The organism is Meiothermus rufus DSM 22234 (assembly GCF_000423425.1).
GTDB classification, from domain to species: Bacteria; Deinococcota; Deinococci; order Deinococcales; family Thermaceae; genus Meiothermus; species Meiothermus rufus.
Genome location: NZ_AUHY01000038.1, coordinates 1 through 13,818 on the forward strand (window position 1 = coordinate 1; position 13,818 = coordinate 13,818).

A 13,818-nucleotide genomic window follows, 5' to 3' on the forward strand; every position below is an offset into this window, starting at 1 on the left:
CTAGATGCGGTGGCCAGAGGGCAAGTCAGAGTGCAGGCCCCCGCCGTCTGGGTTATTGGCGAGGTGGTGCGGCAGCGGGCAGGTTTGCTTGGTGTCCGGCAGGCTGTTACCCAGATCATGGTCTAACAAAGCAGGTGCCCAAAGGAGCTTTTATGTCTGAAACCAAGTTGTCCAACGTTGAGTACATAAAAATCGCCAGCCATTACCTACGTGGGCCAGTAGACGCAGAACTGCACAGCGAAAGCGATCACTTTAGTGAAGCAGGCTACCAGATTTTGAAGTTTCACGGCATCTATCAGCAAGATGACCGCGACGTACGTAAGGCAAGAAAAGCCCAAGGCTTAGGGCCAGACTACCGCTTCATGATCCGGGTGGCCATTCCTGGTGGGGTGCTCACACCTGAGCAGTACCTCGCCCTCGACCGCTTGGCTGACGAGCTGGGCAACGCTACGCTGCGCATCACCACCCGCCAGGCTATCCAGTACCATGGGGTGCGCAAGGGCGGTCTTAAACCCCTAATCCAAACCCTCAACCGCCATCTGCTTACCACCCTCTCAGCCTGCGGCGACGTGGTACGAAACATTGTGGCCTGCCCCGCCCCCTTCCATGACCGCCAGCGAGCGGAGCTATCCCGCTACGCCAAAGAGCTTTCCGACCGGCTCAAGCCCAAGACCCGCGCCTACTACGAGATATGGCTGGACGGAGAGAAAGCCGCAAGCCTCGAGGAGCACGAGCCCCTCTACGGCCAGACCTATCTACCGCGCAAGTTCAAAATTGCCTTTGCCTTTCCTGGCGACAACTGTGTGGACGTCTACACTCAAGACATCGGCATCGTTCCGCTACTCCAAGAGGGGGTGCTGGCTGGCTTCACCCTATTGGTAGGGGGTGGACTGGGGCAGAGCCACGGAGCTAAAGATACCCGGCCCATTCTGGCTAAACCTCTAACCACCATTCCTCCAAGGCAGCTTTTCGAGGTGGTCGAGGCCATCATCCGGGTGCAGCGAGACCATGGCCGTCGCGAGGATCGCAAGTTTAGCCGTATGAAGTACCTGGTTGAGGCCTGGGGCCTCGAGCGCTTCCGAGCCGAGGTTGAGCACTACTTGGGCTACCCCCTACCCGAGGCTCGAGCCCTCGAGTGGCACTCCGGCAGCGACCACCTAGGCTGGCACGCCCAGGGCGATGGCAAGCTGTTCTTAGGGGTATTTGTGGAGAACGGACGGGTTAAGGAAAATCTACGCGCGGCGATCCGTGAAGTGGTGCAACGCTTCACCCCCGAGCTGCGCCTCACGGCCCAGCAAAACCTCCTCTTTACCGGCATCGATCCTGCCGACCAGGCGGCTATTGAGGCCATCTTCCGCAACCATGCGGTGGCTCTTCCCGGTACGCTTCCCCTGGTGGTGCAAAACGCCATGGCCTGCCCTGCCCTGCCCACCTGCGGCCTGGCCATTACCGAGAGCGAGCGGGTAATGCCCGAGGTCATCCGTGAACTGCACAACCTGCTGGAAAAGCTGGGCCTGGCTGAGCGTGCCCCTCACGTACGCATGACCGGCTGCCCCAATGGTTGTGCCCGCCCCTACACCGCCGAGGTGGGTTTGGTCGGACGCAGCCTGGACTCCTACAGCATCTACCTGGGGGGTAGTCCCTTGGGCACCCGGCTAGGGCGGCTTTACCGCGACAACGTTAAGCGCGGGGCCATCGTCGCAGTACTCGAGCCCCTGTTCCAGCGCTTCCGCACAGAAGGACAGCCCGGGGAATCGTTCGGCGATTTCTGCCATCGTATCGGCCTGGAACAACTCGAGGGTGTAGCAGCGGGATAGAAAAGGCCCAGGGCCGTGGCCCTGGGCTGTTTTTAGCCTGTCTCAGTTGAGAATATCGTCGCGGATACAGGCCTTAAAGTGGCCCGGGGCCACTTCCTTTAGCTCAGGTACGGTGGTTGCGCACTCGGCAATGGCATAGCGGCAACGGGTACGGAAGACACAGCCCGAGGGCGGGTTGATGGGGCTGGGAATATCTCCCTGCAGTACGATGCGCTCGCGCTTGACGGTGGGGTCGGGGGTGGGAATGGCCGAGAGCAAAGCCTCGGTATAGGGGTGGCGGGGATTCAGGTAGAGGTCGCGCGAGGGGGCCAGCTCCATGATCTTGCCCAGGTACATCACCGCCACCCGGTCGGAGATGTACTCCACCACGGCCAAGTCGTGGGCGATGAACAGGATGGTGAGCCCTAGCTGCTCCTTGAGGTCCTGCAGGAGGTTGACCACCTGGGCCTGGATGGAGACGTCCAGGGCCGAGACTGGCTCGTCGGCCACAATAAACTCCGGGCGCACCGCCAGGGCCCGGGCAATGCCGATGCGCTGGCGCTGACCCCCAGAGAACTCGTGGGGGTAGCGCCGCACGTGCTCGGCGTTGAGCCCCACCAGATCCAATAGCTCAGCCACCCGCTCATTGCGGGCCTTGGCCGAGCCTTCCAGGTTGTGGATCACCAACGGCTCAGCGATGATGTCCCCCACGGTCATGCGCGGGTTGAGGGAGGCAAAGGGATCCTGGAAGATGATCTGCATCCGGCGCCGGTAAGCCCGCAGTTGGTTCTTGGGCAGGTGGGTGATGTCCTGCCCATCGAAGCGGATACTGCCCTCGGTAGGCTCGATCAGACGCAGGATGGTGCGGCCCACGGTGGTCTTACCCGAGCCAGACTCCCCTACCAGGCCCAATACCTCCCCTTTCTTTACCCCAAAGCTCACATCGTTGACCGCTTTTACGTTGGCCACCACGCGGGAAAGAATCCCACCCCGAATGGGGAACCATTTCTTGAGGTGGGTAACCTCCACCAGATGGGTGGTCGTGGTATCAGGAGCTGCTACGCTCATGCACTCACCGCCTCACCTTTTTGAATCTCGGCCCAGCGCACGCAGCGCACCATATGCCCATCCCCCGCATCCTGCAGGGCGGGAATCTCGGTATCACACAGGCCGGGTTTGAAGAACTTGCAGCGCGGGTGGAAGGCGCAGCCTGCGGGAAGGCTGAGCGGGTTAGGCACGTTACCAGGGATGGCCTCGAGGCGCTGCTGGTGGGTCGCCGCTAGGTCGAGCCGGGGTACCGAGTTCAAGAGGCCCATGGTGTAAGGGTGCAGGGGTTTTTTGAAGGTAGGCACCACATCGGCCTCCTCCACGGCCCGTCCGGCATACATCACCACCACCCGATCGGCCATCTCAGCCACCACCCCTAGGTTATGGGTGATGAACAGAATGCTCATCCCGATTTCTTCCTGCAGCTTTTTCATCAGCTCTAGAATCTGGGCCTGGATGGTTACGTCCAGCGCGGTGGTGGGCTCATCTGCAATCAAAAGCGAGGGATTGCAAGAAAGCGCCATGGCGATCATCACCCGCTGGCGCATTCCCCCGGACATCTGGTGGGGGTAGTTGCTCAAGCGCTTTTTAGGCTCGGGTATACCCACCAGATCGAGCATCTCCGCCGCCTGCTCGAGGGCTTCCTTCTTGCTCTTGCCCTGGTGCAGCACGATGGCCTCGGCAATCTGATCCCCTACGGTGTACACCGGGTTCAGGCTGGTCATGGGCTCCTGGAAGATCATGGCGATATCGTTGCCCCGGATCCGGCGCATGGTGGCCTCGTCCTCCTTGGCCAGGTCGCGGAGCTGACCATCCTTACCGCGGAACAGCATGCGGCCTCCCACAATTTTGCCCGGGGGGCTGGGAATCAGGCGCATCATGGCCAGGCTAGTTACCGACTTACCCGAGCCCGACTCGCCCACCACCGCCAGGGTCTCCCCTTTGTTGATGTGGAAGGAAACCCCATCCACCGCCTTGACCACCCCATCATCGGTGAAGAAGTGCACCTTGAGGTCTGTAACTTCTACCAGCCGTTTGTCGTCCATTCCTACTCCTAAGGCACTGCCAAAGCAGCTTGCATTATATCCCCTCACACCTTGGTGCGCGGATCAAGCGCGTCGCGCAGGCCATCCCCCATGAAGTTGTAGGCCAGCACCGCCATGAAGATAAAGACGCCTGGGATTAAAAGCCAGGGCCGCTCGGTGAAGGCGGTAATGCCGGTGGCCTGAGCCTTGGAAAGCATAAGCCCCCAGGAGGTGGCCGGTTCCTGAATGCCCAGGCCCAGGAAGGAAAGCCCCGACTCGCCCAGGATAAAGCCCGGTATGGCCAAGGTGACCGCCACAATTAGGTAGGTATAGGTTCCCGGCAGCACGTGCCGGATCACGATGCGGGCATCCCCTGCCCCCAAGGCCTGGGCCGCCTGGGCATACTCCATCTCCCTTAGCTGCAGCACCTGGCTGCGGATGATGCGGGCCAGCCCACCCCAGTTCACAAAGGAAAGGATGGTTACCACCAACACAAAGCGCACCGCCGGCGGCACCTCCATGGGAATCAGCACCGAAAGGATGATCAGCAAGAACAGGTCGGGGATAGCCGCTAGCACCTCCACCGAGCGCATGATGAGGGTATCCAGGTCAAGCTCGATGCGGGGCCAAAGCAGAATGTAACCAATCGCCCCTAGCAACCCTGCACCTAAGAGGCCTGCCAGAAAGGCCTCGAGGCCCCGGCTGCTCTGCAAAAAGCCCCAGACCGTGATCCAAACCAGCCAGGCCACCCCCACCCAAGCCAAAAGCCAAAGCAAGGCCCGCACCAGGTGGCTACGCCAGACCAGGGAGTACAAGAGCAACCCGAAGAGCACCAGCCCTACCCCCAGCCCCAACATGCCGAGCAACAAGGTGCTCACCCGCTGCAGATCAGGACGGATGTATAGCTGATAGCCCTGGGCCATACCCCAAAACAAGGCCGCTATCAGCGCTAGGCCCAGCAGGGCCAGAAGGTGGTCTAGCAGGCGGCTAGCCCGCACAAAAGCCCAGAAACGGGGGTTCAAAAGCCCGATGCTGAAAGTAACCGGGCGCCCGGCATAGTAGCCGGAGATACTCCCCATAAAGATACCGATCAAAAGGGCCAAAGCCACGGCAAAGATGCCGATGGTCAGGCTGATGCGGGCCCCAAACCAGATACGCCCCCAGATATCGCGGCCAAAGTCGTCGGTACCCCAAAGGAAAAGCCGGGCCTTGTCCTCCAACAACCAAGGCCCCCCCATCAGCCGCAAATCGGCGGGGAAAAGGCCCAAGAAGTGGTAGGGCTCGCCCTTGGTAAAGAAGTAGATGGGATAGCGCCCCTTCTCGCAGTCGGTAATGACCTCTACCTTGAAGGTCTCGGGGTTACGCCGCCGTTCGGAGGCACACACATAGGGCCGGGTCAGACGGCCATTCTCGTCCCGCCAGAAAATCTGGGTAGGTGCTGCAAAGGAAAAGTCGCGGAAACTCTTTTCCTCTGGATAAGGGGCTAAAAAGTCGGCGAATAAGGCCCCTAGGTAGAACACCAACAGGATCGCCGCTCCCAGCCGGGCCAAAGGATGGCGCTTAAAGCGCAGCCAGGCCTGCTGGAAAAAACTCCGGTTGGCCGGGGCCGAGGAGCTCGATGGGACTCTTCTTAGCATACCCTAGACCCCCTAGCTGTAGCGGATGCGCGGATCCACCCAGGCCAGGAGCAGATCCGAGATGACGTTGCCGATCATGAGCAGGATGGTGGTGATGGTGATCAAGCCCATAATCACGTACAGGTCAATGGCCGAGATAGCCTCCAGGAGGGCCGGGGTAATCCCAGGCCAGGCCATGGTCACCTCGACCAGCCCCGCCCCACCTATCAGCCCAGGCAGCAGGCCCCCAATCCCCGCGATGAAGGGAATGACCGCGTTGCGCAGGGCATGCTTGTAGATGACCACCCGTTCCGAGAGGCCTTTGGCCCGGGCGGTGCGGATATAGTCTTGGGAGAGCACATCCAGCATCTGCCCCCGCATCACCCGCATCAGCCCGGCCAGGCCTGAGGTTCCCACCACAATCACCACGGGAAAGGCATGCCAGAGCACATTGGTGATACGGGCCCAGAGGGGGGCATCGGTGTAGGGTAAGCGCTCGGGTAGGCCAGGCCCCTGCCACAAGGGAAAAAGCAGGAGCAAAGCACTCACGCCAAAAAGCACCAGCCCTACCCATTGGCCAAAGGTAGGGGCCAGCTTTTGCCGGGTGCGCCGCCAAAACAGCGCAGCAAAGACCAGGCTGCCCAGCAAAGCAGGGGGAAAGAACCACTGCGCGGCCCGGGTCATGTTACCCAGGTGCAAAAACTCATTGGTCATGCCCCCGATGGGCAAAAGCCGCATATCGGTCAGGTCGTATAGCCAGACCGCCAGAAAGAGCATAATCAGGCCGAAGAAAAAGTTAGGCACCGCCAGGCCAAAAAAAGCCAGCACGGTGAAGAGGCGATCCTGCCAGGTGTACTTGTAGATGGCCGAATACACCCCGATGGGGATGGCGATCAGGTAGATCATCAAGGTGGCTAGCACCACCAGCACCATGGAGTTGAGGATACGGGGCCCAATCACGTTCCAGACATCGGTTTTGTAGGAAAGGGAAAGGCCCAGGTAGCCTTGCAAGATGCCGGAGAGCCACTTGGCGTACTGCACCGGCAGGGGCTGGTCGAGGCCTAGCTGCTGGCGCAGGTTAGCGATGGACTCACGGTCCTGGGTAGGGTCGAGCTCGAGCCGGGTGACAAAATCCCCCGGGGCCAGCTGAATCACCAGAAAGGCCAGCAGGGTAGCCCCAAAAAAGGTGGGGATGAGCTGGAGTAGCCTTCGAACGATATAGGCGTACATAACTTTACCCACGGAAAGACAAGGGGTGGCCTAGCACCACCCCTTGCCCTGGTTCGCTGCTACTCCTTCGCAAAGACGGTCTCGATGTAGGGAGCCTGACCGGTGATGGCGTTGACCTGCTCCTTGGAGAACATGCCACCCAGTCGGGTCAGGCGGGCCGGGTTGTAGGCTGGGGCCACGGTGTAGATAATGGGCAGGTTCTCCGCCACCACCTTCTGGAACTGCACGTAAATCTGACGGCGCTGGGCCTGGTCTAGGGTGGTAGCCCCGCGCTTCATCAGGGAGTCGATCAACACCTCGAAAGCCTCCACCTTGGCGGGGTTCTTCCCTCCCACGCCCAGGTTCCACATGTGCAGGGGGCCGTTGAGCTCCCAGACGTTGCGGCTGAAGGCTGGCTCGATCCCACCAGTCAGGCCGATCAGGATAGCATCGAACTCGCGGGTGCCATCTGCCGCAGGGCTGGTGAGCTGGCGTACCAGCTCGTTGAAGTCAATAGGCCGGTACTCCACCTTGACCCCAATCTTGCGGGCCTCGTCGCGGAAAATCTGGGCGATGCGCTCCCGCACGTTGTTGCCCTGGTTGGTAACCAGGTTAAACTCCAGCACCCTGCCCTGGGCGTTGACCAACCAACCATCGCGGTTCTTGCTGCGGAAGCCCAGCTCGGCCAAAAGCTGGGCCGCCCGTTGCGGGTTGAACTCGTACTTGGCCACCTCGTCGGTGAAGAAGGCTTTGTTGGGGATGGAGATGGGGCTCCACTGGGGCTGCCCCAAGCCGCCCAGGGCTACCTCGATCATGGACTTCTTGTCCATCAGGTGGGCCATAGCCCGGCGGAACTTCACCTGACGGAAAAGGTTTTCCTTAAAGGGATCCTTGTGGTTCCAGTTGAAGACGATGAAGTTGGTGCCCAGGGTCACATCCGCATTGGGGAAGATTTCCGCCCGCAGGCGGCCCGCCCGGATGCGCTCCAACACCTGGGCCACCTGGTCGGCGTTGGCCGCCGCAAACACATCGGCATCGCCCGCCAGGAAGCGGGCCAGCTGGGCGTTCAGGTCGGGCACGATCTGCACGGTGTAGCGCTCGAGGTAGGCCACCGGGCTACCCCGCTCGTCCACCCCCCAGTAGTTGGGGTTGCGCACCAACACCACCCGCTCGCCCTTTACGTAGCTATCCAGCTTGAAGGGCCCCCCTGAGACAATCTGGGCCGGAGGGGTGTCCAGGTTCCACAGAGCCTGGAGTTGCTGCACCCCGGCGCGGTAAGCCGGGCCGAAGATGTGTTCTGGAACGATATACCAGCCCTGTATGAGCGCAGGCGCATAGGGTTTGGGGAAGTCAGCCCGCACCCGGAACTGATCTACCTTGGTCCAGCGGATGGGCTGGCCATCCAGGATGAAGCTACTGCGGGCGTTGGAGTTAACCCGTGCATCGGCGTGCACGGTGGCGCTAAACACCACATCGTCAGCGGTGATGGGCCGGCCATCGGACCAGCGGGCCCCCTCGCGCAATTGGAAAATCACGGTCAGACCGTTGTTGCGCACCTCCCAGGACTTGGCTAGGTTCCCCTCCGGGGCCTGGGTGTAGGGGCTGTAGCCGGTGAGGGTAGGCAGGAACAGGCTGATGATGTCGGTAGAGGAAGTCTCCCGCGCCACAAAGGGGTTCCAGGTGCGCGGATCCGAGATGGCCGTGACCCGGTAGGCCCCCCCGGCCCGGCCCGGCTCGGTACCCTTGAACACCTTAGGCTGAGCCAGCGCAACCCCAGCCAGGGCGAGCATGCCTAAAACCAGTAGTTTTCTCATCGGTTGCCTCCTGATGGATTGACAATTCACCACCTTCGCTGCTTGGAAAGAAGCACCGCAGGCGAGATGGACTTGGTACAAGGCTATGAATCCAGCCTACCCTTGTCAAGGGCGCAGGCGGGAATTGGGCCCCCAGCGGCATCCACCAAACGGTGGATGGGCCTAAACCTCCGAGGCGTACACCAAAAAGAAAAACCCCCGGCATGGCCAGGGGGGGGGCATAGACCCACAGGCTTAGCGCGGGAAAAAGCGGAAAGAGAAAGCCAGGAGTACGAACAAAGCGCCCAGGATAATGGTGATGCGGTACAGGCCTCCGGTTAGGCCTCGGGTACTGAAGAGATCGGCAGCACCGCCGAACATGTCCCCGGCCCCCTGGCGAGGTTCCTGGGAAAGCACCAGGTACACAAGAAAACCCGCCACCACGATGTACAGGAAAATCAGGATGTTTTGCAGAATCTCCACTACAGGCCTCCTGCCGTTTGGTGCCGGGAGTGGGACTCGAACCCACACGGTTGTTCACCGTCCGATTTTGAGTCGGGTGCGTCTACCGATTCCGCCATCCCGGCAGAGGGGAAGACTAGCCAAAGGCCAGCCAGGCTAGACTATAGCGCGTTTGGGCCGGATACGCAAGCCAAGGAGCCCCAAAGCTCCGGCTAAGAGCACCGCCCAGTCGCCCAGGCGCACATAGGGGGTCTGGGTAGAGGATAGGCCAAAGCCCCCCGCCAGGAAACCCGGCTGGCGTTGGGGGAGGCGGGCCGTGACCCGGCCATAGGGGTCTATGATGGCCGTAACCCCATCGTTGCCCGCCCGCAACAGCCAGCGCCCGGTTTCCACCGCACGCAAGCGGCCCATCTGGAAGTGCTGCAGGCCCCCAAAGCTGGGGCCGTACCAGGCATCGTTGGAACCCAACACCAGCACCCCGGCCCCCTGTTGCACCAGGTGGCGCGCCACCTCGGGAAAGACCGATTCGTAGCAGATGAAAGCGCCGTAGCGATACAGGGGCCCATACCCCTGGCCCGGGGTGCGGCTGGCCAGCTCCCCCCCAAAGCCGAAGGTCTGAAAAAAGAAGCGATAGAGCGGGCGCAGCGCCTGGTTCCAGGGAAAATACTCGCCAAAGGGCACCAGCCGGTTTTTGTCGTAGAAGTGGGTAATCACACCGTCCACATAGCGCACCACCCGGTTGGTGTCGCCGGTCTCGAGGCCACTGATAAGTTCCCGCCCCTCTAACGCGAGCGAAAGCTCAGGGGGAAAAGCAGCTACCGCGGTCTCGGGCCAGACCACCACCGCCACCTCAGGATGGGTCTTTAGGCCCCTTTGGGTCAGCGCTAGATAGGTCTCTTGGGCCGAAACCCCCTCGAGCTTTTGCAAGGGATTGATGTTTCCCTGCACCAAGAGGGCTTTTTGGCTGGCCTGGATGGCCGGCAATGGCATCAGCCACAACCCTGCCCAGAAGAGCAAAACCCCCACCCCGCCCAGCACCGGAGGGGAAAGGATGACCCCTTCTTTTTGTAGGCCCTGCCAGGCATAAAACAGGCCCAGGGCCACCCCCAGCACCACCAGGGAGAGTAAGTACACCCCGCCCAGGCTGGCCAGCACCCGTCCAGGGGCCTCCACCAGGGCATACCCCAGGAAACCCCAGGGGAAAGCCAGCTCACCCAAGGAGGTCAGGTATTCCTGCACTACCCATAACCCTGCCCGGGCCAAGGGCCGCCCCCGGCTTAGGCCAAACACCAGGCCCCACAACAGGGCCTTGGCCAGAATTAAGGGAAGATAGGGCGCCGCCCCCCAGGGGGTCTGAAACAGTGCCACAAAGCTCAAGGGCAGCCAGACCAGGTGCACCGCCCAAAACGCCAAACCCGCCAGAAAACCGAAGCGAAACCCGCCCTGACCAAGGAGCCAGACCAAGGGCAAAGGGGCCAAAAAACCCAGCGGGCTGGGCGGCAGGCAAAGGGCCAGGGCTACCCCCGAAAGCAAGGCAGACCACCCGTGCACGCCCCCAGCATACTGCGGGGCCGTTGTGGCAGAATGGAGGGAACCATGCGGCTGGGCATCATCGCAGAGATTCACGCCAATCTACCCGCCCTCGAGGCGGCCCTCGAGGCTTTACGCAAAGAAGGAGTCGAACACGTGCTGGCCATAGGCGACCTGGTGGGGTATGGCCCCCACCCTCGCCAGGTGTTGCACAGACTCGACCGGGAAGGCATCCCCTGCGTCCCTGGGGCGGCCGACCTACGGGTGGCCTATGCCCTGCCGGCTCCCCCTCGGGAAGGCATCGCGGAGACCACCATCCAATGGACCCGAGCGCAGCTCAGTTCCCGTGAGATGAAGTTCCTGCGCCACCTGCGAACCCGCCACCGCTACGAAACCCCAGGGGGGCGCCTGATGGCCTTCTACGGTTCACCGGAAAACCCGGAGGAAAAAATAGACCTCAACGAGGCCCACCCCGCCGATATTCTGAAAATGCTAGAGGGTCTACGCTCGCGCTACGCAGTGGTGGCGGGCAAACACATCCCTTTCCGCCGAGTGGTGCACAAAGGGGTGGTCTTTGATCCTGGCTCGGTGGGCTTGAGCCTGGGGGGCGAACCCGGGGCCGATGTGCTGATTCTAGAGGACGACCTCCACGGCGAAATCCTTCACCGCTTTTTGAAGCTGCCCTACGACTATGGCCAGGTGGCCTTCGACCTAGCCGCCTGGGAGCTACCCGAGGTACTGGCCGAGGTGGTGCGGCAGGGGCGGTTTCCCCATTAGCCCCGGGCTTGGCGCAAGGCCAAAGCCACCCCAGCCACCGCGGGCTCGGGGTCCTGGGTCAGTGGAAGGAGGGCGTCAAAGTCGCCCAGCCGGGCCAGGGCCTGGGCCGCGGTGGCCCGCACCATGGGGTTGACGTCCCGGGCCCCCTGGCGCACCAGGGGGAGGTAGTCGGGGTTCCCCAGATTGGCCAGCACCACCAGGGCGTTGCGGGCCATGCGGGTGCGGCCTGGGCGCAGAAAAACTGTCCCGGCATATTTGCGTTCAAAAGCCTTCGATGAAAGGTAAAAAAAATCCTCGAGGTTGGGGTAGGCCAGCTCCGGCTCGGGGGCAAAACCGGGCCAGAAGGCCTGGGCCCTCTGGTTCCAGGGGCAGACCTCCTGGCACACGTCGCAGCCAAAGAGCCAATCCCCTAGAGCGGGCCACAACGCAGGGGGAATCAGGCCCCGGTGCTCGATGGTCCAGTAGCTGATGCAAAGCCTCGAGTCCAGGGTACCGTCGCCCAGCAAGGCCCCGGTGGGGCAGCCGGTCACACAGCGCGTGCAGCGGCCACAGCGCGGCGGGTAGGGCCGGGCCGGGGGGGGCGGGGCACTGGTCAGGAGCACCGCCAAGGTCAGGTAGGTGCCCTCCCCCATGCGCAACAGCATGGCGTTGCGTCCAATCCAGCCCAGGCCCCCCAGCACCCCATAGCTGCGCTCGGACAATGGCCCGGTGTCCACGTAGCCCTTGGCCTGCAGGCCCAGGCGCTGGGCCAGCACCTCCAGGGCCTCGAGGTGGGGCCAGAGCAGATGGTGGTAGTCCCGCACCCAGGCGTAGCGGGCCACCCGGCCCAGGCGCACCCCGCCCGAAGGCCTGGGGGGCGGTGGGTAGGCGTGGGGGGCGGCCAGCACCAGCACACTTTTAGCCCAGGCGAAGCGCCGAGCCGGGTTGAGCCGGGACTCCGGGTTCCGCTCCAGGTAGGCCATCCCGGCCTGCCGGCCCTGGGTCAGCCAGTCGCGGTAGCGCTGCTGCATTGGTTGGGGCAGCTCCAGCCCGGCCCAGGCGGTGAGGAAGCCCTGCGCCTGGGCGGCCTCTTCCAGATACCGGGCCGCTTCCGATAAGGGCTGTGCGCCATTCATCCGTCGGCGGCCTCCTCCGCCGGCAGCACCACCCGCACGGTGGTTCCCTGGGCGGGCTGGCTTTGAATCTGGATGGAACCCCGGTGCTGCTCCACAATCCAGCGGGCGATGGAGAGCCCCAGGCCGCTGCCGCCCGGGTCGCGCCGACGGGCCTTATCGGCGCGGTAGAAGCGGTCGAAGACAAAGGGCAGGTCCTCCGGGGCAATGCCGATGCCGCTATCCTGCACCTGGAAGAGAACCCGGTCGCCCTGCTGCTTTAGCTCTAGCCTTACCCAGCCCCCGGCAGGGGTGTACTTGAGGGCATTTTCCAGCAGGTTCAGCACCAGCTGCTTGAGGTAGTCGCGGTCGCCCCGCACCCACACCGGCTGTAGCTGGGCCTCCAGCCGGTGCCCCTCCACCCGCCAGTCCGCGTCGCGCAGGGCCTCCTCCACCACCTCGTCGAGGCGAACGCGGGTTGGGCGCAGGGGCAGGCCGGCATCCCCCTTGGCCAGGAGCAAAAGGTCAGCCACCAGCCGGGAAAGCCTCAGGGCCTCCCGTTCAGCCTCGCCCAGGGCCACCTGGCGGTCGGCCTCGGGCATCTGGGGGTAGCGCCGCAGAAGCTCGAGGTTGCCCTGAATCGCGGCTAAAGGCGCCCGTAGCTCGTGTGAGGCATCGGCCACAAAACGCTTTTGCGCCTCGGAGGCCTTGGCCAGGTTCTCCAGCATCTGGTTGAAGGTTCGTGAAAGCCGCCCCAGCTCATCCCGGGCGGCCATAGGCGGCACCCGCATGGAAAGGTCGGCAGAGCGGGCAATCTGCTGGGCGGTTTCGATCAGATGGGCCATGGGGCGCAGGGCCCCTCCAGCCAGAATCAGCCCCAGGCCAAACACCGCCAGCATGGAGACGAGGCCCACGACCAGCAACAGTGCGGCCAGCCGCCGCACCGAGGCGTCCAGCAGGCCCAGCGGGGTGAGGGCCTCGAGGTAGCCCAAGGTCTCCTGCCCCTTGACCAGAGGGGTCACATAGACCCGCCAGCGCTGGCCATCCTGGCCTGGCAAAAGCAAAAAGGCCCCCTGGCTATGCGTCCAGGGCAAGCGCAGAAACTGGGCAACTGGGTCGGCGTAGACCGAGAGGTTTTGTTCCAGCACTTTTTGCGGTTGAATCGGCTCGAAAGGAGGCGCCAAGCGCGAGCCACGCTTGAAATGGCCGTAGCTATCGTACAGACGGAAGGCCACCTGAAGCTCGGAAATATCGGCCTCGAGCACATACGAGGTGCCGGCCTCGCGCCAGCCCGCCGCCACATGGTTGGCCGAAAGCACCAGTACCTGGTCGAGGGTCTGGTACTGCCCCCGGGTATAGGCCGCGAAGCCCAGGAACGAGACCAGCCCGATCAGCACCGTGCACAAGGTGCCGTACCACAATGCCAGACGCAGCCGGATCGGCATCCTGGCTTCACTATAGCCGCCTGCCCC

At 62.8% G+C, this 13,818-nt stretch carries 11 protein-coding genes and 1 tRNA gene; 2 read left to right on the forward strand and 10 right to left on the reverse strand.

All coding sequences use genetic code 11. The features are described from left to right. Positions 1-152 precede the first annotated feature (152 nt). Positions 153-1,817 carry an NADPH-dependent assimilatory sulfite reductase hemoprotein subunit gene (locus G552_RS0108290; protein WP_027882618.1) on the forward strand — a complete coding sequence of 555 codons (1,665 nt, stop codon included), beginning with the start codon at positions 153-155 and terminating at the stop codon, positions 1,815-1,817. Positions 1,818-1,859: 42 nt separating this feature from the next. Here the strand turns inward: G552_RS0108290 and G552_RS0108295 are convergent, their stop codons facing one another. The 8 genes from G552_RS0108295 to lnt form a co-directional block, all read right to left on the reverse strand. After that, positions 1,860-2,864, reverse strand: coding sequence for an ABC transporter ATP-binding protein (locus tag G552_RS0108295; RefSeq protein ID WP_027882619.1), 1,005 nt, complete (start codon positions 2,862-2,864; stop codon positions 1,860-1,862). Then, complete coding sequence (locus G552_RS0108300; RefSeq protein WP_027882620.1) at positions 2,861-3,889, reverse strand: ABC transporter ATP-binding protein; 1,029 nt, start codon at positions 3,887-3,889, stop codon at positions 2,861-2,863. Before G552_RS0108300 ends, G552_RS0108295 begins: the two co-directional genes overlap by 4 nt. Before the next feature lie 44 nt (positions 3,890-3,933). After that, the gene (locus tag G552_RS0108305) at positions 3,934-5,505 is read right to left on the reverse strand and encodes an ABC transporter permease (protein ID WP_027882621.1); all 1,572 of its coding nucleotides are present in this window, start codon (positions 5,503-5,505) and stop codon (positions 3,934-3,936) included. Positions 5,506-5,517: 12 nt separating this feature from the next. Further along, positions 5,518-6,714 carry an ABC transporter permease gene (locus G552_RS0108310; RefSeq protein ID WP_027882622.1) on the reverse strand — a complete coding sequence of 399 codons (1,197 nt, stop codon included), beginning with the start codon at positions 6,712-6,714 and terminating at the stop codon, positions 5,518-5,520. A gap of 59 nt (positions 6,715-6,773) precedes the next feature. Continuing rightward, a complete protein-coding gene (locus tag G552_RS0108315) occupies positions 6,774-8,507 on the reverse strand; it encodes an ABC transporter substrate-binding protein (protein ID WP_027882623.1) in 1,734 nt (577 codons plus the stop codon). A gap of 234 nt (positions 8,508-8,741) precedes the next feature. Continuing rightward, the gene (gene secG / locus G552_RS0108320; RefSeq protein WP_027882624.1) at positions 8,742-8,969 is read right to left on the reverse strand and encodes a preprotein translocase subunit SecG; all 228 of its coding nucleotides are present in this window, start codon (positions 8,967-8,969) and stop codon (positions 8,742-8,744) included. Positions 8,970-8,987: 18 nt separating this feature from the next. After that, positions 8,988-9,073: transfer RNA gene (locus G552_RS0108325), tRNA-Leu, on the reverse strand. 31 nt (positions 9,074-9,104) lie between these two features. Then, positions 9,105-10,499 (reverse strand): apolipoprotein N-acyltransferase, encoded by a 1,395-nt coding sequence (gene lnt / locus G552_RS0108330; RefSeq protein ID WP_027882625.1) that lies wholly within the window; start codon positions 10,497-10,499, stop codon positions 9,105-9,107. 45 nt (positions 10,500-10,544) lie between these two features. Between lnt and G552_RS0108335 the strand changes: the two genes are divergently transcribed. After that, positions 10,545-11,255, forward strand: coding sequence for a metallophosphoesterase family protein (locus G552_RS0108335; RefSeq protein ID WP_027882626.1), 711 nt, complete (start codon positions 10,545-10,547; stop codon positions 11,253-11,255). Here the strand turns inward: G552_RS0108335 and queG are convergent. Further along, positions 11,252-12,370 (reverse strand): tRNA epoxyqueuosine(34) reductase QueG, encoded by a 1,119-nt coding sequence (gene queG / locus G552_RS0108340; protein ID WP_036270507.1) that lies wholly within the window; start codon positions 12,368-12,370, stop codon positions 11,252-11,254. The two genes, G552_RS0108335 and queG, sit on opposite strands and share 4 nt — an antisense overlap. Beyond that, a complete protein-coding gene (locus tag G552_RS0108345; RefSeq protein WP_027882628.1) occupies positions 12,367-13,791 on the reverse strand; it encodes a sensor histidine kinase in 1,425 nt (474 codons plus the stop codon). Before G552_RS0108345 ends, queG begins: the two co-directional genes overlap by 4 nt. Positions 13,792-13,818: the final 27 nt, after the last annotated feature.

Excerpts from the sequence above, each read along its gene's own strand:
- G552_RS0108290 (WP_027882618.1), top strand. The coding sequence starts at position 153 with ATGTCTGAAACCAAGTTGTCCAACGTTGAGTACATAAAAATCGCCAGC.
- G552_RS0108295 (WP_027882619.1), bottom strand. The coding sequence starts at position 2,864 with ATGAGCGTAGCAGCTCCTGATACCACGACCACCCATCTGGTGGAGGTT.
- G552_RS0108300 (WP_027882620.1), bottom strand. The coding sequence starts at position 3,889 with ATGGACGACAAACGGCTGGTAGAAGTTACAGACCTCAAGGTGCACTTC.
- G552_RS0108305 (WP_027882621.1), bottom strand. The coding sequence starts at position 5,505 with ATGCTAAGAAGAGTCCCATCGAGCTCCTCGGCCCCGGCCAACCGGAGT.
- G552_RS0108310 (WP_027882622.1), bottom strand. The coding sequence starts at position 6,714 with ATGTACGCCTATATCGTTCGAAGGCTACTCCAGCTCATCCCCACCTTT.
- G552_RS0108315 (WP_027882623.1), bottom strand. The coding sequence starts at position 8,507 with ATGAGAAAACTACTGGTTTTAGGCATGCTCGCCCTGGCTGGGGTTGCG.
- G552_RS0108335 (WP_027882626.1), top strand. The coding sequence starts at position 10,545 with ATGCGGCTGGGCATCATCGCAGAGATTCACGCCAATCTACCCGCCCTC.
- queG (WP_036270507.1), bottom strand. The coding sequence starts at position 12,370 with ATGAATGGCGCACAGCCCTTATCGGAAGCGGCCCGGTATCTGGAAGAG.
- G552_RS0108345 (WP_027882628.1), bottom strand. The coding sequence starts at position 13,791 with ATGCCGATCCGGCTGCGTCTGGCATTGTGGTACGGCACCTTGTGCACG.